Here is a 19,093-nt window from a genome sequence, read left to right on the forward strand (position 1 = left end):
CGCTCAGGTCTCCAGCCGCGCGCCGGCCAGGGACTCGCGCGGCAGTTCCAGTTCTTCCAGCAGCCAGTCGAGAAAGCGCTGCACCAGTCGCTGGCGCCGCTTGCGCTCGGGCAGGATGGCGTAATAGCCATAGCGCGAGGTGGCCAGCCCGGCGAAGGGGCGACAGAGCAGCTCCTGCTGCAGCAGATCGTCCACCAGGTGGCGCCAGCCGATCGCCAGGCCCTGGCCGGCGATGGCCGCCTGGATCACCAGGGTGTAGTTGTCGAAGCTCAGCACCGCACCGGACGGCGCCGCGGGCAGGGGTGCCAGGTCCAGCGCCGGCAACAGCGTCTTCCAGTCATACCAGCGGCTGTTGGGCGCCGCCTTGAGGTGCAGCAACGGCCACTGACCCAGCTCCAGGACGGGTAGCGGCGGCTGCCGACCCTGGAGCAGCCGCGGACTGCACACCGGAAAGACCTCTTCGCGAAACAGTGGCCAGGCTTCGCCATGCTTGAAGCGGCCGTCGCCAAAGCCCAGGGTGATGTCGATCTCCGGACCGGGCAGGGGCACCCTGTCGCTGGTCACCAGGCTGACGTCCAGCTCCGGATGGCGGGCATGGAAACGTGGCAGACGCGGCAACAGCCAGTAGGCGGCAAAGGCGAAATCGGTGGCCACCTGCAGCACCTCGTGGGCGGGGCGGGCGGTAACCAGCCGCACCCCCTCGTCCAGGGTGGCGAGACCGGCCTCGACGTATTCCTGCAGCAGCCGTCCGGCTTCGGTGAGCAGGATGCCGCGATGGACGCGATCGAACAGCCGCACCTGCAACTGGGCTTCCAGGCGCTTGATCTGCTGGCTGATGGCCGGCTGCGTGGTCCCCAGTTCGCCCGCCGCCGCGGTAAAGCTCAGGCGGCGCGCCACCACCTCGAAGGTGCGCAGGCTGTCCAGCGCCAGGGCAGGGCGGTCGGCAGGGGCGGCGTCCAAGAGTATGTTTCCATGGCGATTGGTCATAAGCCCAGCTTATCCGAAACATCATCCCCAGTGGCCTTCACGCAGATTTTTCAGCATTGGATGATGGGTCACCCATAAGCAACCCTGATCCTAGCGGAGGCGCTCTTGTCCAAGCCGATGAACATCCTCTTTCTCATGGCCGACCAGATGGCGGCGCCCATCCTGCCGCTGTACGACGCCGCCTCGCCGATCAAGCTGCCGAACCTGCAACGCCTGGCCGAACAGGCCGTGGTGTTCGACTCGGCCTACTGCAACAGCCCGCTGTGCGCGCCCTCGCGCTTCACCCTGGTGAGCGGCCAGCTGCCGTCGAAGATCGGCGCCTACGACAACGCCGCCGATTTCGCCGCCGACATTCCCACCTATGCCCACCACCTGCGCCGCCTCGGCTATCGCACGGCGCTGTCGGGCAAGATGCATTTCTGCGGACCGGATCAGCTGCACGGCTACGAAGAGCGCCTGACCAGCGACATCTATCCCGCCGACTATGGCTGGGCGGTGAACTGGGACGCGGCGGACGTGCGCCCGAGCTGGTACCACAACATGTCCTCGGTGCTGCAGGCCGGGCCCTGCGTGCGCACCAACCAGCTGGATTTCGACGAAGAGGTGGTCTTCAAGGCGCGCCAGTACCTCTACGATCACGTGCGTCGCGGCGATGACCAGCCGTTCTGCCTGACCGTGTCCCTGACCCATCCGCACGATCCCTACACCATCCCCCGCGAGTTCTGGGACCTGTACGACGAGGTCGACATCCCGCTGCCGCAAGGCGCCATCCCCCAGGCCGAGCAGGATCCCCACAGCCAGCGCCTGCTCAAGGTGATCGACCTCTGGGACAAGCCGCTGCCCGAGGCCAAGATCCGCGACGCCCGCCAGGCCTACTACGGTGCTTGCAGCTACGTCGACGCCCAGGTCGGCCACCTGCTCAAGACGCTGGAGGAATGCGGTCTGGCCGACGACACCGTGATCGTATTTTCCGGCGACCACGGCGACATGCTCGGTGAGCGCGGACTCTGGTACAAGATGCACTGGTTCGAGATGGCCGCGCGGGTACCGCTGCTGATCCATGCGCCCGGTCGCTTCGCCCCGGCGCGGGTGCAGGCCTCGGTGTCGACCCTGGACCTGCTGCCGACCTTCGTCGAGCTGGCCGGCGGTCAGCTGCCGGACGAGCTGCCGCTGGATGGCCGCTCGCTGCTGCCGCACCTGGAAGGCCGGGCCGGGCACGACGAGGTGATCGGCGAATACCTGGCCGAGGGTACCGTCAGCCCGCTGCTGATGATCCGCCGCGGCGCCTACAAGTACATCCACTGCGAACTGGATCCGCCGCTGCTGTTCGATCTGCAGAACGATCCGCTGGAGCGCGAGAATCTGGCCGCCAGCGCCGACTACGCCGAGTTGCTCGCCAGCTTCCAGGCCGAGGTCCGCCAGCGCTGGGACCTGCCGCGCCTGCACGCCGAGGTGCTGGCCAGCCAGCGGCGGCGGCGCTTCGTCGCGGCGGCCCTGGAGCAGGGCGAGCGGACCAGCTGGGATCACCAGCCCTTCGTCGATGCCAGCCAGCAGTACATGCGCAATCACATCGACCTCGACGACCTGGAGCGTCGCGCCCGCTACCCTCAACCCTGAACCGCTAACAGGAGCACGGCCATGAAACACGGAATCATCGCTACCTTCACGCTGGCCCTGGTCAGCCTGTCGGCCCAGGCCGAGGACCAGGCCTGCGCAACGGTTCGCCTGGCCGATCCGGGCTGGAGCGACATCGCCGCCACCAACGCCCTCACCGGCGCGATCCTGGGTGCACTGGGCTACACCGGCAAGGTCGAGACCCTGGCGGTGCCAATCATCTACGGCGGCATGCGCAACGGGCAGGTGGATGCCTTCCTCGGCAACTGGATGCCGGCGCAGCAGGCGCACTATGACCAGTTCGTGAAGACCGGGCAGGTCACCGAGCTGGCGCAGAATCTGGTCGGGACCGAATTCACCCTGGCGGTGCCCACCTATGTCTGGGAAGGCGGGGTGAAGAGCTTCGACGATCTGGCCAAGCATGCCGACCAGTTCGGCAAGAAGATCTACGGCATCGGCGCCGGCGCGCCGGCCAACCAGTCGCTGCAGAAGATCATCCAGGACAACGAGTTCGGTCTGGGTGGCTGGCAACTGGTGGAGTCCAGCGAGCAGGCCATGCTGTCCCAGGTCGGGCGCGCGGTGAAGCGCGACAAGTGGGTGGTCTTTCTCGGCTGGACCCCGCACCCCATGAACGTCGACTACCCCATCAAGTACCTGACCGGCGGCGACAAGTACTTCGGCACCGCCGGCACGGTCAACACCCTGACGCGCAAGGGCTACGCCGAGCAGTGCCCCAATCCGGCCCGCCTGCTGAGCAACATGAAATTCACCCTGGACATGGAAAACGCCGTCATGAGCGCCGCGCGGGACAAGGGCGGCAGCTACGACACCGCCGCCAAGGCCTGGCTCAAGGCCCATCCCCAGGTGCTGGAGCCCTGGCTGCAGGGCGTCACCACCCGCGATGGCCAGCCGGGCCTGCCGGCGGTACAGAAAGCCCTGTGAGCGCTATGGCCTGAGGGCTACCTGAGACCGAGCCGCCGCGCCAGGCGGGCGAGGTTGGCGCGATCCAGATCGAGGGCGGCGGCGGCCAGGGTCCAGTTCTGACCGTGCTGTTCCAGCGCCAGGGTGATGGTCTGGCGCTGGAAGGCATCGGCAGCCTCGCGCAGGGAGGTGGGGGGCAGGGCGGCATCCTCCTCGGGCACGGGCGCGGGTCCCAGTGGCAGGCCGAGCTGATCGCTGTCCAGGGTCAGGATGCCGCCGCGCTCCTCGCTGCCGGCATGGGCCTTGAGCGCCGCCCGGCTGATGAGGTGGGAGAGTTCGCGCACATTGCCCGGCCAGTCGTAGGCCAGCAGGGTGCGCTGCGCCGCAGGCGTCAGCCGGAGGCCACGCAGGCCCAGGCGGGCACGATTCTGCTCCAGGTAGAAACCGGCCAGCAGCAGGACGTCGCGGCCGCGCTCACGCATGGCCGGCACGGCCAGCGGATAGACGCTCAGGCGATGGTAGAGGTCGGCGCGAAAGCGCCCGGCGCGCACGCACTCGGCCAGGTCGCGATTGGTGGCGGCGATGATGCGCACGTCCACCTTGAGATCGCGATCCGAGCCCAGCCGCTGCAACTGGCCACTCTGCAGCACCCGCAGCAGCTTGGCCTGCACCGTCAGCGGCAATTCGCCGACCTCGTCGAGAAACAGGGTGCCTCCGTCGGCCAGCTCGAAGCGCCCGCGGCGGTCGCTCACCGCGCCGGAAAAGGCCCCGCGCACATGGCCGAAGAGTTCGCTTTCCACCAGGGCCTCGGGCAGGGCCGCGCAGTTGAGGCTGATCAGCGGCCGCTGCTGGCGCAGGGAGCGCGCGTGCACGGCTTCGGCCACCAGCTCCTTGCCGACGCCGGTCTCGCCGGTGATGAGCACCGTCAGGTCGCTGGCCGCCACGGTCTCGATCTCCTGCCGCAGGCGCAGGCTGGCCGGACTCTGGCCGATGAGTTCACGGGGTCGCTGGTGCCCCACCGACTGCTGATAGGCCACGGTCAGCTCGTGCTCGCTGACGATGCGCGCGGAGAGCTGACCGATGCGCTCGGCGGCGGCCACGGTGGCGGCCGCCAGCCCGGCGAAGGCGGCGAGGATGGTGAGATCCTCAGGCTGGGCATTCTGCGCCTGCAGCGAATCCAGGGTCAGCAGGCCCCAGAGCTGGTCCTGCACATAGAGCGGACAGCCCAGGCAGTCGTGGACCTCCAGATGCCCCTGCACGCCCTCTACCAGGCCATCGTAGGGATCGGGCAGGTCGCAATCGACGGCGAAGCGGGTCGGCGCGCGACTCGCCAGCAGCAGCGCCAGGCGCGGGTGCTCGCCGACCTTGAAGCGGCGGCCCAGGGTGTCGGCCGCGAGACCCCTTACCGCCAGGGGCACCAGGACATCGCCATCCAGGCGCAACAGGGCCACCGCATCGAAGGGCAGGACCTTGCGCAGGGCATCGAGCAGGCTGGCGTAGCGCTGCTGATCGGGCAGGTCGCGGGCCAGATCCGCCACCAGGGGCACCATGGCTTCGAGCAGGGTGGTACGGGTCAATTTGACCTCGGCGAGTCATAGGGACCTGGTCATTATGACAAGCTCCCTAGATAAAAGCCTGATCTGGCGCAGTTTTTTGGTTGGCACGACTCGTGATACGGCCAGGGCAGTCCTGTTTGGAGATCCCTGCCATGCTGTCATCAGACCAAAAGGCCATCATCAAAGCCACCATCCCCCTGCTGGAAACCGGCGGGGAAATCCTGACCCGGCATTTCTACGACAGATTGCTCGGCGACAACCCCGAGATCCGCCCGCTGTTCAACGGTGCCCACCAGGCCAGCGGAGCCCAGGCCCGGGCGCTGGCGCGCGCGGTGCTGATGTACGCCCGCTACATTGATCGCCTGGATACCCTGGGGCCGCTGGTGGAACAGATCGTCAACAAGCACGTCTCGCTGCAGGTGCAGCCGGACCACTATCCGCTGGTGGGCATCGCCCTGCTGCAGAGCATCCGCGAGGTGCTGGGCGCCGAGGTGGCCACCGATGCGGTGATCGACGCCTGGGCCGCCGCCTATGGCCAGCTGGCCAATCTGCTGATCGGTGCCGAGGAGCAGCGTTACGCCGCCCAGGCCGGGGCGCCCGGTGGCTGGCGTGGCGGGCGGGCGTTCCGCATCGCGCGGATCGAGCCGGAAAGCGAAGAGATCAGCTCCTTCTACCTGGAGCCGGTGGACGGTCTGCCAACCAGCATCGCCCAGCCCGGCCAGTACCTGGGGCTGAGCCTGACGCTGGACGGGGTCGAATACCGCCGCAACTACTCGATCTCGGCCGCCAGCGAAGGCCGTGGCTATCGCATCAGCGTCAAGCATCAGCCGGGTGGGGTGGTCTCGCGCTACCTGCATACCGACGCCCATGAGGGCACCGTGCTGCAGGTCTTCGCGCCGGCCGGCGAATTCGTCCTGCAGGAATCGACCAAGCCGCTGCTGCTGATCGCCGGTGGCGTCGGCATCACGCCGCTGCTGCCCATGGTGTCGGCGGCGCTGCCGAGCGGGCGGCCGATCCAGCTGATCCACTGCACCCGCCATGTCGGGGTCCAGGCCTTCGGGCACTGGCTGGAAGAGCAGGCCGCCCACCATCCGCAACTGCAGCTGTATTTCTGCTACAGCGAGCCGGTGGCGGAAGAGGCCTATGCCTCGCGCCTTGATCGGGTACGCCTGCAGCGTTGGCTGCCCAAGGATCGCGACCTGGACGTCTATCTTCTCGGCCCGCAGCCGTTCATGGCCCAGGTGCGCCGTGATCTGCTGGAGCTGGGCGTGCCGGAAAAGCAGATCCGCCACGAGTTCTTCGGACCTGCCACGGACCTCTGAAAAAAAGACGCCCACTGCCGTTGGGCAGTGGGCGTCTCTTCGCGAGAACCCAGGCGCCACCTGTGGGTAGCGCCCTGCGGTCCTGGACCTAGCGACGCTGGTAGACGATGTCCTTGCTACCGCCTTCGCAGCTGCCCACCACCTTGGCGGAGGCGCTGGCACTGCCCTTGTCCACCACCTCGAGGCTGTAGTTCGCCACCTGCTTGGCCTGCAGCTTGGCATCGATATCGGCCTTGACCGTGTCGCACGAGGTGCCGGCGGCAAAGGCGCCGCCGCTCAGGGCCAACAAACCGAGGGTGATCACGACTCTACGCATCTTGCCTGTCCTTTTGCGGGGGGAGGGAGGTCTGGAGCTATGCTCAGCTGGCTTCGATACGGAAGCCGATCTTCAGGGTGACCTGATAATGGGCCACCTTGGCGTCCTGGATATGACCGCGGATTTCACCCACCTCGAACCATTCCAGGTTCTTGACCGACTTGGCGGTCTCGGCGAGGGCGTTGTTGATGGCGTCCTCGACACTGGTGGTGGAAGAGCCAACGATTTCCAGCTTCTTGTAGGTGTGATGATCGGACATGAAACTCTCCTGGGTCAGCAATGACGGGCGCTGCAGCGGTTAGCCGGCAACGCGTTGACCGGTGTCGCGGTCGACTCGCCGGGAAGGGTGCCTCTGCCATTTGAGGCCGCGAAAGGCCCCGATAAGTTCACTGCCCAGGCTCTCGCCCACGGCTTTGCAGCACTTTCCAACGGCTCGGTAGTCACATTTCCTGAATCCGTCCATCCCAGGAGGTTGTCATGGCCCGTAACACCGATTACCAGGCGTCCATCGCCAGCATCGAGAACGAAATCAACAGCCTGCTCGACTCGCTGGCATCGCTGAAGAAGAACGCTGCACGCGAATCCCGCAGCAGTCTGAATTCCTTCAAGAGCACCGCTCGCGAAGCCCTGCACCATTCGGGCGATTCGCTGGAAGAGGTCTATGACGACGTGCGTCGCCTGACCCGTCAGTACGGTCGCGCCGCCAGCGGCGTGGCGCGCGAACATCCCTGGGCCACCGTCGGCATCGCCGCCGGCGTGACCGTCCTGGTCGGCTGGGCGCTGCTGCGCGGCGACCACTGATCGTGGCGGTTCGAGGCATCCTCAAGGGGTGCCTCGGGCGCTAGCGCTCGGCCAGCTCGGTTCTGAGCCAGGCCGCCAATCGCTCCACCCGTTCATCCGCCAGCCGACCCGGCGCCCACAGCGCCAACTCCGCACCGGTCGCCGCAAAACCCCAGGGCGCCACCAGCCGGCCCGCCTTCAGATCCGCCGCCACCAGTGGCTCCGGCGCGATCGCCACGCCCAATCCCGACAGCGCCGCCTCCAGCAGGTAATAGAGGTGCTCGAAGCCCTGCCCGTACTCCAGCTCCGGTGCCTCCAGGCCCTGGGTGGCGAACCACTGTGGCCAGGCCTGGGGCCGTGACAGGGTGTGCAGCAGGCGTTCCGCCAGCAAGGCCTGCAGGTCGCCGTCCCGCAATCTCAGATAGGCCGGGCAATAGGGGCTCAGCACCGGACCGATGCGCTCAGGCGCCAGGTGATAGGGCATCACGTCCTGTGGCGGCGCCGTCTCGGTGAACAGCAGGCTGGCATCCAGGCCGGCGGCGGCCAGCGGGGTGTCGTCGGTACGGGTCGAAAGGTGCAGGCGCAACTCCGGCAGATCGCGATTGAGGCGATCCAGCCGCGGAATGAACCAGCGCGCCACCAGACTGCCCGGGCAGCCCAGCACGAAGGGCCCCTGGCGACTGCCGGCCTTGAGTTCGGCGCACACCTCACGCAAGCGCTCGAAGACCTCGCCACTCACCTCGCGCAGCCGCAGACCGGCTTCGGTCAACGCCAGACCACGGCCTTCGCGGCGAAACAGCGCCACCCCCAGTTGTTCCTCCAGCGCACGGATCTGGCGACTTACGGCGCCATGGGTCACGTGCAGCTCGTCCCCGGCACGGCTCATGCCACCCAGACGAGCAGTGGCTTCGAAGGCGCGCAGGGCATTCAGGGGAGGCAGGTCGCGGGGATCGCTCATCTGTGAGATTTCCTGACGGGTCATCGCGATCTTATCGATTTATCAGCGGCACTCAAGCAGGTAAGGTAGATCCATCTTCGCAGGAGAATCCCATGACCCAGACCGCTTATCGCCAGGGCCCCGACGCTCAAGGCATGTTCGGCCAGTTCGGTGGCCGCTATGTCGCCGAAACCCTGATGCCGCTGATCCTCGATCTGCAGCGCGAATACGAGACCGCCATGGAGGATCCGGCGTTTCTCGAGCAGCTGGCCTACTTCCAGCGCGACTACGTCGGTCGGCCCAATCCGCTGTACTTCGCCGAGCGCCTGACCGAGCACTTCGGCGGCGCCAAGATCTATCTCAAGCGCGAAGAGCTGAATCACACCGGCGCGCACAAGATCAACAACTGCATCGGCCAGATCCTGCTGGCCAAGCGCATGGGCAAGACCCGCATCATCGCCGAGACCGGCGCCGGCATGCACGGCGTGGCCACCGCCACCGTGGCCGCGCGTTTCGGCCTGCCCTGCGTCATCTACATGGGCAGCACCGACATCGACCGCCAGCAGGCCAACGTTTTCCGCATGAAGCTCTTGGGTGCCGAGGTGATTCCGGTCACCTCCGGTACCGGCACCCTCAAGGACGCCATGAACGAGGCGCTGCGCGACTGGGTGACCAATGTCGCCGACACCTTCTACCTGATCGGTACCGTGGCCGGTCCGCATCCCTATCCGGCCATGGTCCGCGATTTCCAGGCCGTGATCGGTCGCGAGACCCGCGTCCAGATCCTGGAGAAGGAAGGACGCCTGCCCGACAGCCTGATCGCCTGCGTCGGTGGTGGCTCCAACGCCATGGGCCTGTTCCACGAATTCCTCGATGACACTGACGTCGCCATCATCGGCGTCGAAGCCGGCGGCCACGGCGTCGACACCAGCAAGCACGCCTCCAGCCTCAACGGCGGGATGCCCGGGGTGCTGCACGGCAACCGCACCTTCCTGCTGCAGGACGACGATGGCCAGATCATCGACGCCCACTCGATTTCCGCCGGCCTGGACTACCCCGGCATCGGCCCGGAGCACGCCCACCTGCACGACGTGAAGCGCGTGGAATACGTGCCGATCAACGACGAGGAGGCGCTCAAGGCCTTCCACCAGACCTGCCGCCTGGAAGGCATCATTCCGGCGCTGGAAACGGCTCACGCCTTGGCCGAGGCCTTCAAGCGCGCGCCGCACCTGCCCAAGGACCACCTGATGGTCATCTGCCTCTCGGGCCGCGGCGACAAGGACATGCAGACCGTGATGAGTCACCTGGGAGACAAGCTATGAGCCGCCTGGAAACCCGCTTCGCCGCGCTGAAGGCCGAGGGCCGTGCGGCCCTGGTCACCTACACCACCGCCGGCGATCCGGACTATGACACCGCCCTGGCCATCCTCAAGGGCCTGCCGGCGGCCGGTGCCGACGTCATCGAGCTGGGCATGCCCTTCACCGATCCCATGGCCGACGGCCCGGCCATCCAGGCCGCTGCCCTGCGCGCCCTGCAGGCGGGTCAGAATCTGGCCAAGACCCTGGAGATGGTGCGCGACTTCCGGCGTGGGGAAGGCGAGACGCCGCTGGTGCTGATGGGCTACTACAACCCCATCCATCGCTATGGCGTGGAGCGCTTCCTAGCGGAAGCCGCCGAAGCGGGCGTGGATGGCCTGATCGTGGTCGACCTGCCGCCCGAGCACGACGCCGAGCTGGCGCTGCCAGCCCAGGCCGCCGGCATCGACTTCATTCGCCTGACCACCCCGACCACCGACGACGCCCGCTTGCCGCGGGTGCTCAACACCAGCTCCGGCTTCGTCTACTACGTGTCCGTCGCTGGCGTCACCGGTGCAGGCTCGGCCACCACCGAACACGTCGAGGCCGCCGTGGCGCGTTTGCGTCGCTTCACCGACCTGCCCCTTGCCGTCGGCTTCGGCATCCGTACCCCCGAGCAGGCGCGGGTGATCGCTCGCATCGCCGATGGTGTGGTGGTGGGCTCGGCCTTCGTCGATCAGATCGCCAAGGCCGAGTCCTCAGGCGCTGCCATCGACGGCGTGCTCGGCCTCTGCAAGCAGCTGTCGGACAGCGTGCGCACCGCGCGCTAGGCCCTCGCCAGCCTCGAAAAAGACCGCATCAGGCGGTCTTTTTTTATGCCCGGACAGCCTGCAAGCTGTGCATAACTTTGTGGGCAGTCTGTTCGCTATCGGCGCAAAGCCGCGTGCCAGAAGGGCTGGGCAGGTATTGGCCCTGTTGATCGAATCCGCTACGACCTGATCCGCTGAGTCAGGCTGCGAACGCCGGACCGCCTTGCCGTCATTGCCCGACAGGTAAAGGCTGTGGATAAGCCTTGGGCAAGTTGTCAGCAACCGATCAGGCGGTTGTCCGGGCAAAATTGTTCATTAAATAGCCAATTTCGTTCAGGTCGCGCAGGCGGCCGAAGGCGCACTCCGCGGTCCGGTTTTCCCACATCTGCTGTGTGCGTGCCTGTGGAAAAGATGTGGGACCTGGCCTGTACGCCATGGCTGGCAAGGCCTGCAGGGGATCGTACAAAAAATGATCAATCCTCTTTTAGGTGTTTTCCACAACCCACAATAGAGCTGCATAGGGCTGTGGATAGGTTGTTCGTCTAGTGCCAGAGGCCAGCGCTGGCGCGGCTTCCAGAGAATCGATCAAATAATGACCAGTTTTCCGGGCTATTCCCGAGTCAAGGGATTTCTGCTGCCAGCCCAAGGAGTTATCCACGTCTGTTCAGCGCCGTACTCAGCGATCGCCGCTAAAAGCCCTGTGGATAAGTCTGTTGATTTTCTGTTTGGAAGCCTGTGTACGACAGCATTGGTCTAGCGCAGCGTCACCTGCTGGAGCAGGCCTGCGGCCGGCAGGGTGAAGGCGCATTCCTCGAAGGTGGCCATGCGCATGCGCAGTGGCGGATTGTTGCTGTAGCCGTATTGTTCGGTGGGCATGCCGATGAAATTGGTGTCCAGCGAGCTGTTGCCGTTGCTGTCGTGGATGACCGACACGGCATAGCGCCCAGGCGGCAGCTCGAAGCGCTGCTCTTGGGTACCCGCCTGCGCGGCGAGATGGGCCTGGGCCACGGGCGTCTTGTGCGCCTTCCAGGCCGCTTCGCTATCGAATACCGCCAGCAGCAACTGGCCCCCCGAGGCATCGACCGTCTCCACCCGTACCTGCAGTTCGGCGGCCTGCAAGAGACCGCTCAGACCGAGACCAGCAACCAGCAACAGAGACTTCATGGGCATTCCTTCAGCAGGGGGAGGGCAGCAGCCGCAGCAACTCGGCCGGTTGTTCGAAGAAGAGATCGGGTTGTTGCGCGCGCAGCGTCGTGGGGCAGCCATAGCCCCAGGCCACGGCGGCGCAGCCCAGTCCGGCGCTGCGTGCGGCCTGCAGATCGCGCAGTTCGTCACCCACATAGAGCGCCTCGGCCGGCGTAATCCCCTGGCGGTGGAGCAGGCGCTTCAGACGCCGCGCCTTGCCCAGCAGGGGGATGTCGAATTCGCCAGCGGCGAACAGGCGTCCGGCCTGGGGTAACACCTGGTGCACGGCCGCGGCGGAGTTGGAAGTCGCCAGGCCCAGCTGCAGACCACTGGCCTGCAAGCGGTCGAGGGTGGCGGGAATCTCGGCGAAGGGCAGGACCTGAGCGCCACGCTGGACCAGCAGGCGGCGATAGTGCCGGGCAATGCGGGGCACCTGCCAGAGCGGGATGCCCAGGCTGTCGAGCAGACCGGTCAGGGAGGAGGCGCGCAATCGTGGCCACTCGTCGGCGGCTGGCTGGCGAAAGCCATGGGTCTGCGCCAGCTCGCCGAGACAGCTCAGCAGAAAGGGCAGGCTGTCCGCCAGGGTGCCGTCGAAGTCGAAGATGACGTAGCGATAGCTCATGCGAGAGAGGCGCGGTGGGCGAAGGCGCCAGCGTAGCGGTCGCCTCCCGGTTTTGCCACCGCGACGGGATCCGGCAGGGGCGTCCCTGCCGGTCAGGTCACACGCGGAAGCGGCGGATCTGGCCGTTGAGCTCCACTGCCAGTTCGGAGAGCTGCTGGCTGGCGGCGCGGGTCTGCTCGGCACCGGCGGCGGTCTGCACCGACAGATCGCGGATGCGCACCAGGTTGCGATCCACCTCGCGGGCCACCTGGGCCTGCTCTTCGGCAGCGCTGGCGATCACCAGGTTGCGCTCGTCGATGCCCGACACCGACTGGGCGATGGCGGCCAGGGCGGCGTTGGCCGACTGCGCCTGCTCGCGGGTCTGGCGGGCCTGGTCGGCACTGGTCAGCAGTGCATCGACGGTCTGGCCGGTGCCCTGCTGGATGCTGCCGATCATGCCTTCGATCTCGCGGGTGGATTCGCCGGTGCGATGGGCCAGGGCGCGGACCTCGTCGGCGACCACGGCGAAGCCACGACCGGCATCACCGGCACGCGCCGCTTCGATGGCGGCGTTGAGCGCCAGCAGGTTGGTCTGCTCGGCGACCGAGCGGATCACGTCCAGCACCTGGCTGATGTTGCGGGTCTGCTCGGCCAGCTGGCGGGCCTGCTCGCTGGCACCCAGCACGTTTTCGGTAAGCACCTCGATGGCGCCCAGGGTATCGCCCAGCTGCCGCTGGCCCTGACGCGCGGTATCGGCGGCCTGGCGCGATTCGGACGAGGTGGAGGTGGCGTTGCCAGCCACCTCGTCCACCGCCTGGCTCATCTCGGTGACGGCGGTGGCCGCCATCTCGATCTCGCTGTTCTGCTGCTGCAGGCCGTGGGCGCTCTCCTGCATGACCGCGGTCATCTCCTCGGCGGCCGAAGCCAGCTGGGTAGCGGAGTGGCCCAGGTGGCCCAGGGTGTCGCGCAGATTGGTCTGCATCTGCTGCATGGCCTGCAGCAGCTGGGCGGCTTCGTCGTGACCGCGGGTATCCAGGGTCTGGGTCAGATCGCCATTGGCGATGGTCCGGGCGGCGGCGACGGCCTCGGCGATGGGCCGGGTCATGCTCAGGGTCAAGCGCCAGGCCAGCAGCACGGTCAGACCCAGGGCCAGGGCGATCACGATCCAGGTGATGGAGGTGGCCTGGGCATAGGTCTCGCCGGAGTGCTGGGAGGCGGCCTTGATGTCTTCCTGGTTGATCTTGCGCAGGGCTTCGGTGCGCTCGTTCATCTGCACGCCGAGCTGGGCCATGCTGGTCTGGATCAGGCTGCGGGCTTCGTCGAGCTTGCCGGCGCCGATCAGATCGGCCAGTTGCGCGGTGTAGCGGACATAGTCGCCGTGGATCTGGCGCAGGGCATCGAAGGCCTGGCGTTCGCGATCGCTGCTGACGAGTTTTTCATAGCGACCGAAACCGGCGCCGATGTCGGCGTTGATGCTGTCGATCTTCTTGCGCGTGTTGGCGACGGTGGCGGCATCCGGAATGGCCAGCAGACGCAGCACCTCGACCCGGGTGCGGGCCAGTTGCAGGGCGAGGTTGTCGGCTTCGACGATACTGGGCACGTTGTTGGTCTCGATGACCTGGCCCTGGGTACGGATCTGCGACAGTTGCAGCAGTCCGAACAGACCCAGACTGGCCACGAGGATGGCCAGCAGGCCGAAACACAACACACTGCGAATGGCGAGGGAGAAGGAACGAAAGGTCACGGCGGCAGCCCCGGTGAAGAGTGAGGCCCCCTTTAACGGCTAGGGTCGCCGTGACTTGATGGTCATTCGTCCCAAATCTGACGGAAGTATGACCAGGGGCGGCCGGTGGTCAGGACTGGCCAGTCGTCAGCCGCGATCACGGCTAGAACTGGAAGCGCTGCACCTGCCCGCTGAGGGTCGCTGCCAGCGCCGCCAGTTGCTGGCTGGAGGCGCGGGTCTGCTCGGCACCCGCCGCGGTCTGCACCGACACGTCGCGGATGCGTACCAGGTTGCGGTCGACTTCGCGCGCCACCTGGGCCTGTTCTTCGGCGGCGCTGGCGATCACCAGGTTGCGCTCGTCGATGCCCGCGACCGACTGGGCGATGACGGCCAGGGCGGCATTGGCCGATTGCGCCTGCTCGCGCGTCTGGCGCGCCTGGTCCGCGCTGGTCAGCAAGGCATCGACGGTCTGTCCGGTACCCTGCTGGATGTCGCCGATCATGCCCTCGATCTCGCGGGTGGACTCACCGGTGCGATGGGCCAGGGCGCGCACCTCGTCGGCCACCACGGCGAAGCCGCGGCCGGCCTCGCCCGCGCGCGCCGCCTCGATGGCGGCGTTCAGGGCCAGCAGGTTGGTCTGTTCCGCGACCGAGCGGATCACGTCCAGCACCTGGCTGATGTTGCGGGTCTGGGTTTCCAGCTCGCGAGCCCGGGCACTGGCGCCCAGGACCTGCTCGGTGAGGGTCTCGATGGCCGTGAGGGTCTCGCCCAGCTGACGCTGGCCCTGAACGGCGGTATCGGCGGCCTGGCGCGAATCATTGGAGGTGGAGGAGGCGTTGCCGGCGACTTCCTCGATCGCCTGGCTCATTTCGGTGACGGCGGTCGCCGCCGATTCGATCTCGTTGTTCTGCTGCTGCAGGCCGGTGGCGCTTTCCTGCATGACCGAGGTCATCTCCTCGGCGGCGGACGCCAGCTGGCTGGCCGAATCGCCGATATGTCCCAGGGTCTCGCGCAACTGACCCTGCATCTGCTGCATGGCCTGCAGCAACTGCGCCGCTTCGTCGTGGCCACGGCTGTCCAGCGCCTGGGTCAGGTCTCCCGCGGCGATGGTACGGGCCGCCGCTACCGCCTGGGCGATGGGGGTGGCCACGCTGCGCGTCAGGCGCCAGGCCAGCAGGCCGGTAAGGGTGAGGGTCACCAGGATGGCCAGCCAGGTCACGCTGTTGGAGCGTGCATAGGCTGCATCCGCATCCGCGCTGGCGGCGTGGATGTCCTGCTCGACGGCCTGGCGGAGCGTTTCTATGCAGGCGTTCATCCGCGTACCCAGCGGGCCCATGCTCTGCTGCACGACTTTACGGGCCTGGTCGAGCTGACCGGCACCGGCCAGGTCGGCGATCTGCTGCACGCCCTGCATGTAGCTCTGGTGCACCTGGCGCAATTCATCCAGCGCAGTGCGGCTCTTCGTCGACAGCAACTCGTGCTGATAGCGGGCGAAGATGGCCTGCACCTCGGTGCTCAGACCGTCCAGCTTCTGGCGGGTGTTGGCCAGGGTCTGGGCATCGGGCATGGCCAGCAGGCGCAAGGTTTCGATGCGGGTGCGGGCCACCAGCAGGCTGAGATTGTCGGCCGCGATCAGGGTCGGGATGTAGCGCTGCTCCACCTGGTGGCCCAGTTGGCGGATCTCCGACAGCTGGTACCAGCCGAAGAGGCCGAGCGCCGCGACGAGGACCGCCAGGATGCCGAAACACAGCAGGTTGCGGGTGGCAATGGACAGGGAGCGAAGAGTCATGACGGCCTGCTAGGAGGAGGGTTCGGAGTGCGAACAGGGTCACAACTTTAGGTGATGATTTGGCGAAAAGGCTCTAGGACGGGTGCGGCAAAAGCTCGCAGCCTTAGAAAGGTCAGACGTTTGTAGGCTTCCGTGGAGTCCTAGCGACCCCACGGAAGGAGGGTCCGGTACGCGGTCAGTCGCCGCTGACCTGGCGCAGGTGCGCCGCCGGCGCCTCTTCACCGAGGTTGTTGAGCAGCCGCTCGCTGTACCAGTCGATGAAGTTGATCACGCCGAATTCGTAAGTCTTGGAATAGGGACCCGGCTGATAGGCCTTGGAATTGATGCCGCGCTGGTTTTCCTCGGCCAGCCGGCGGTCCTGGTCGTTGGTGGCATCCCAGACCTTGCGCAGATTGACTGGATCGTAGTCGACGCCTTCCACGGCATCCTTGTGCACCAGCCACTTGGTGGTCACCACGGTCTCGGTCGGACCCAGCGGCCAGACGGTGAAGACGATCATGTGATCGCCCATGCAGTGGTTCCAGGAATGCGGCAGGTGCAGGATGCGCATGGAGCCCAGGTCCGGGTCCTTGATGCGCCCCATGAGCTTCTTGCAGCCGGGCTTGCCGTCCATGGTCATGGACACAGTGCCGGCGAGCAGCGGCATGCGCACGATGCGGTTGCGCAGGCCGAAGCTGGCATGGGCGTAGGGGATGTTGTCGGCGTCCCAGCGGCTGGTGCAGGCGGCGACCTGATCCTTGAATGCCTGGGAGGCGCGCGGATCGGTGACGTCGTCCCACTCCAGCAGGGTGTTCAGCAATTCGGGGTGGGAGCCGCTGCAGTGGTAGCACTCGCGGTTGTTTTCCAGCACCAGCTTCCAGTTGGCCTGCTCGACCAGATCGGTGCGCACCGCGACCTTGGTGTTTTCCATGTCGTACGGCTCCATGTAGTGCTCGAGCGTACGCAGGAAGTCGTCGATGGCCGGCGGTTCGTCGGCCAGAGAGATGAAGATGTAGCCGCCGGCGGTCTTGACGTGAACCGGCTTGAGATTGAAGTCGGCCATGTTGAAGTCGGCGCCCATCTCGGTGCCGGCGAACAGCAGGCGGCCATCCAGCTCGTAGGTCCACTGGTGGTAGGGGCAGACCAGCTTGGCGACCTTGCCCTTGTCGCTGACGCAGAGGCGCGAACCCCGGTGACGGCAGACGTTGTGGAAGGCGTGCACCTTGCCCTCGGCACCGCGGACCACCAGGATGGGGTTGTCACCCAGCTGCAGGGTGATGAAGTTTCCCTTGGTGGGGATCTCGCAGGTCATGCCGGCTATCAGCCATTCCTTGCCGAAGATCTCCTGCATGTCGATCTGGAACAGGCGCTCGTCGTTGTAGAACGGCTGGGGCAGGGAGTAGGTGCGCTCGCGGGTGCGCAGCATCTCGGCCGTGGCCTTGCGGGCCGGATCGAGAGGGTCGCCCAAACTCAAGGTGCTGACGTCCATCGTACATCCTCGTGGCCACCGCGGCGGGTGGCGAAAGTGGTTGGTCACGGTATTGCAAGGCTATTGGCCGACGGGGCAGGGCCGCCGAATGACCCCGGGTGTCGCCCGTCGCGCGCTGTTCAGGTTCGGCTTGGGGCGGAGTGTGGGGCCGGAGCCGGGAGGGGGCCTTGCTCATGGGCGACATGGCCGACGCTGTTCACGACGCCCCAGCCCTTGCCATTGCTGGGCCGGTCGCCATCGGCATGTGGATGTCGCGATTGGGAAAGTGGCGGTCGTGGGGCCCTCCCAGAATCGCCGCCAATAGCCCCAGTGGCAGTCGAGGTGCGTCATGAATACCTTCCTCAACCCCGTAACCACCCAGACCTGGACCAATGGCCGCCACCCCGTGCGCTGCGTCAAGGTCATCCAGGAAACCTGGGACGTGCGCACCTTCTGCTTCACGGCCGAAATCCCGTTGATGTACTTCTTCAAGCCGGGTCAGTTCGTGACCCTGGAACTGGAGATCGACGGCCGCCAGGTGATGCGTTCCTACACCATCTCCAGTTCGCCCTCGGTGCCCTACAGCTTCTCCATCACCGTCAAGCGCGTGCCGGGCGGCCAGGTGTCCAACTGGCTGCACGACAACATGAAGGTCGGCGACAACCTGGCCGTGCACGGGCCGGTCGGCCTGTTCAACGCCATCGACTATCCCGCCGACAAGGTGCTCTACCTCTCCGGCGGCGTCGGCATCACCCCGGTGATGTCCATGGCGCGCTGGTTCTACGACACCAACGCCAGCGTCGACATGGTCTTCGTGCACAGCGCCCGCACCCCGCGCGACATCATCTACCAGGGTGAGCTGGAGCACATGGCGGCGCGGATCGACAACTTCGCCCTGAATCTGGTGTGCGAGCGCACCGAGCATGGCGAGTCCTGGGCCGGCTATCGCGGCTACTTCGACCGCCGCATGCTGGAGCTGATGGCGCCGGACTTCCGGGAGCGCGAGATCTTCTGCTGCGGCCCCACGCCCTACATGAACGCGGTCAAGGCCATGCTCCGCGAGCTGGACTTCGACATGACCCACTACCACGAGGAATCCTTCGGCGCGACGCCGCCGGAAGCCAAGGTGGAGGCCGCCGAGCAGGCCGAAGCCGCGGCCGAGCTGCCGCCGATTCCCCTGGAAGCCCAGTGCAACGTCGCCTTCACCGAGAGTGGCAAGAGCGTCAACATCGGCCCCGGCGAAACCATCCACGGCGCCGCGGCCAAGCTCGGCCTGCACATCCCCAAGGCCTGCGGCATGGGCATCTGCGGCACCTGCAAGGTGCTCAAGAAGAGCGGCGAGGTGGTCATGGACCACAACGGCGGCATCACCGAGGAAGACGAAGCCGAAGGCTACATCCTGTCCTGCTGCAGCATCCCGCAAGGGGATGTGCAGATCGAGTTCTGAGGAGGAGGGCGGTTGGGCTGGGGCGGCTCCATCGCCGAAGCCCAGCCGCGCGGATTCATCCCTGGCAGCGTTGGGCTTCGCTGCGCTCAACCCAACCTTGTATCTCTCCCGGGTAATGGGATTAGCTACCTCATTACCCGGAGCCGGTTAAGCACCTACCCAACCTGAGCACTCGATGCTGTACCGTAGAGTGTGCCTGCCGGCTCCCTTTCTCTACATCCTGAATGGTATCCAAGCCCCTCTGCGGGAGTGAGGCTGTATGCACAAGGCAAGGAGCGAGAAATGGCGATCATCGGTATCGACATCAGCAAGCACAAATTCGATTGTCTGTGGCTGCGTGACGTCCGCAGCCTGAAGGTGAAAA

At 66.3% G+C, this 19,093-nt stretch carries 16 protein-coding genes and 3 pseudogenes; 7 read left to right on the forward strand and 12 right to left on the reverse strand.

The features are described from left to right. Nucleotides 1-3: 3 nt before the first annotated feature. Complete coding sequence (locus tag PSK12I2_RS0113015) at nt 4-987, reverse strand: LysR substrate-binding domain-containing protein (protein WP_051398723.1); 984 nt, start codon at nt 985-987, stop codon at nt 4-6. A gap of 117 nt (nt 988-1,104) precedes the next feature. Between PSK12I2_RS0113015 and betC the strand changes: the two genes are divergently transcribed. Together betC and PSK12I2_RS0113025 are read left to right on the forward strand one after the other, a co-directional pair. Next, entirely contained in the window at nt 1,105-2,604 is a 1,500-nt protein-coding gene (gene betC / locus PSK12I2_RS0113020; protein WP_027598750.1) for a choline-sulfatase, read from the forward strand. A 21-nt stretch (nt 2,605-2,625) separates the two neighbouring features. After that, a complete protein-coding gene (locus PSK12I2_RS0113025; protein ID WP_007160165.1) occupies nt 2,626-3,543 on the forward strand; it encodes a choline ABC transporter substrate-binding protein in 918 nt (305 codons plus the stop codon). A 17-nt stretch (nt 3,544-3,560) separates the two neighbouring features. On the opposite strand, the gene norR is transcribed toward PSK12I2_RS0113025, so the two are convergent. Further along, nucleotides 3,561-5,099, reverse strand: a complete 1,539-nt coding sequence (gene norR, locus PSK12I2_RS0113030; RefSeq protein WP_027598751.1) for a nitric oxide reductase transcriptional regulator NorR — start codon at nt 5,097-5,099, stop codon at nt 3,561-3,563. Nucleotides 5,100-5,230: 131 nt separating this feature from the next. On the opposite strand from norR, the gene hmpA reads away from it, so the two are divergent. Next, nucleotides 5,231-6,400 carry an NO-inducible flavohemoprotein gene (hmpA, locus tag PSK12I2_RS0113035; RefSeq protein ID WP_027598752.1) on the forward strand — a complete coding sequence of 390 codons (1,170 nt, stop codon included), beginning with the start codon at nt 5,231-5,233 and terminating at the stop codon, nt 6,398-6,400. Nucleotides 6,401-6,488: 88 nt separating this feature from the next. Here the strand turns inward: hmpA and PSK12I2_RS0113040 are convergent, their stop codons facing one another. Together PSK12I2_RS0113040 and PSK12I2_RS0113045 are read right to left on the reverse strand one after the other, a co-directional pair. Then, the gene (locus tag PSK12I2_RS0113040; RefSeq protein ID WP_027598753.1) at nt 6,489-6,716 is read right to left on the reverse strand and encodes a DUF1161 domain-containing protein; all 228 of its coding nucleotides are present in this window, start codon (nt 6,714-6,716) and stop codon (nt 6,489-6,491) included. Between the two features lie 43 nt (nt 6,717-6,759). Then, a complete protein-coding gene (locus PSK12I2_RS0113045) occupies nt 6,760-6,975 on the reverse strand; it encodes a dodecin (protein ID WP_007160169.1) in 216 nt (71 codons plus the stop codon). A gap of 218 nt (nt 6,976-7,193) precedes the next feature. Here PSK12I2_RS0113045 and PSK12I2_RS0113050 point away from each other — a divergent pair, with 218 nt between their 5' ends. Then, nucleotides 7,194-7,517: a YqjD family protein gene (locus PSK12I2_RS0113050; protein ID WP_007160170.1), complete on the forward strand. Its 324-nt coding sequence runs from the start codon at nt 7,194-7,196 to the stop codon at nt 7,515-7,517. A gap of 40 nt (nt 7,518-7,557) precedes the next feature. Here PSK12I2_RS0113050 and PSK12I2_RS0113055 read toward each other — a convergent pair whose 3' ends face one another. Next, complete coding sequence (locus PSK12I2_RS0113055) at nt 7,558-8,454, reverse strand: LysR family transcriptional regulator (RefSeq protein WP_027598754.1); 897 nt, start codon at nt 8,452-8,454, stop codon at nt 7,558-7,560. 92 nt (nt 8,455-8,546) lie between these two features. On the opposite strand from PSK12I2_RS0113055, the gene trpB reads away from it, so the two are divergent. Both trpB and trpA read left to right on the forward strand, forming a co-directional pair. Next, on the forward strand, nt 8,547-9,755 hold the full coding sequence (gene trpB, locus PSK12I2_RS0113060) for a tryptophan synthase subunit beta (protein WP_027598755.1): 1,209 nt from the start codon (nt 8,547-8,549) through the stop codon (nt 9,753-9,755). Then, nucleotides 9,752-10,558, forward strand: a complete 807-nt coding sequence (gene trpA, locus PSK12I2_RS0113065; RefSeq protein ID WP_007160173.1) for a tryptophan synthase subunit alpha — start codon at nt 9,752-9,754, stop codon at nt 10,556-10,558. Before trpB ends, trpA begins: the two co-directional genes overlap by 4 nt. Nucleotides 10,559-11,290: 732 nt before the next feature. Here trpA and PSK12I2_RS0113070 read toward each other — a convergent pair. The 7 genes and pseudogenes from PSK12I2_RS0113070 to gbcA all read right to left on the reverse strand — a co-directional run bounded on the left by PSK12I2_RS0113070 (nt 11,291) and on the right by gbcA (nt 17,303). Then, on the reverse strand, nt 11,291-11,701 hold the full coding sequence (locus PSK12I2_RS0113070) for a DUF2141 domain-containing protein (protein ID WP_037007709.1): 411 nt from the start codon (nt 11,699-11,701) through the stop codon (nt 11,291-11,293). 10 nt (nt 11,702-11,711) lie between these two features. Continuing rightward, nucleotides 11,712-12,344 carry an HAD hydrolase-like protein gene (locus PSK12I2_RS0113075; protein WP_027598757.1) on the reverse strand — a complete coding sequence of 211 codons (633 nt, stop codon included), beginning with the start codon at nt 12,342-12,344 and terminating at the stop codon, nt 11,712-11,714. A gap of 97 nt (nt 12,345-12,441) precedes the next feature. After that, entirely contained in the window at nt 12,442-13,314 is an 873-nt protein-coding gene (locus PSK12I2_RS25520) for a methyl-accepting chemotaxis protein (protein WP_371099479.1), read from the reverse strand. Next, nucleotides 13,297-14,067, reverse strand: a pseudogene (locus PSK12I2_RS25525) (MCP four helix bundle domain-containing protein); the annotation flags it as partial. The gene PSK12I2_RS25520 and the pseudogene PSK12I2_RS25525, both read right to left, overlap by 18 nt. A gap of 142 nt (nt 14,068-14,209) precedes the next feature. Next, nucleotides 14,210-15,061, reverse strand: a pseudogene (locus PSK12I2_RS25530) (methyl-accepting chemotaxis protein); the annotation flags it as partial. A 3-nt stretch (nt 15,062-15,064) separates the two neighbouring features. Further along, nucleotides 15,065-15,835, reverse strand: a pseudogene (locus tag PSK12I2_RS25535) (MCP four helix bundle domain-containing protein); the annotation flags it as partial. Nucleotides 15,836-16,010: 175 nt separating this feature from the next. Next, on the reverse strand, nt 16,011-17,303 hold the full coding sequence (gene gbcA / locus PSK12I2_RS0113090) for a glycine-betaine demethylase subunit GbcA (RefSeq protein WP_027598760.1): 1,293 nt from the start codon (nt 17,301-17,303) through the stop codon (nt 16,011-16,013). 328 nt (nt 17,304-17,631) lie between these two features. On the opposite strand from gbcA, the gene PSK12I2_RS0113095 reads away from it, so the two are divergent. Then, complete coding sequence (locus PSK12I2_RS0113095) at nt 17,632-18,729, forward strand: hybrid-cluster NAD(P)-dependent oxidoreductase (RefSeq protein ID WP_027598761.1); 1,098 nt, start codon at nt 17,632-17,634, stop codon at nt 18,727-18,729. The last annotated feature ends 364 nt before the right edge of the window (nt 18,730-19,093 follow it).

The organism is Pseudomonas sp. MOIL14HWK12:I2, from assembly GCF_000510745.1.
Lineage (GTDB): Bacteria > Pseudomonadota > Gammaproteobacteria > Pseudomonadales > Pseudomonadaceae > Chryseomonas > Chryseomonas oryzihabitans.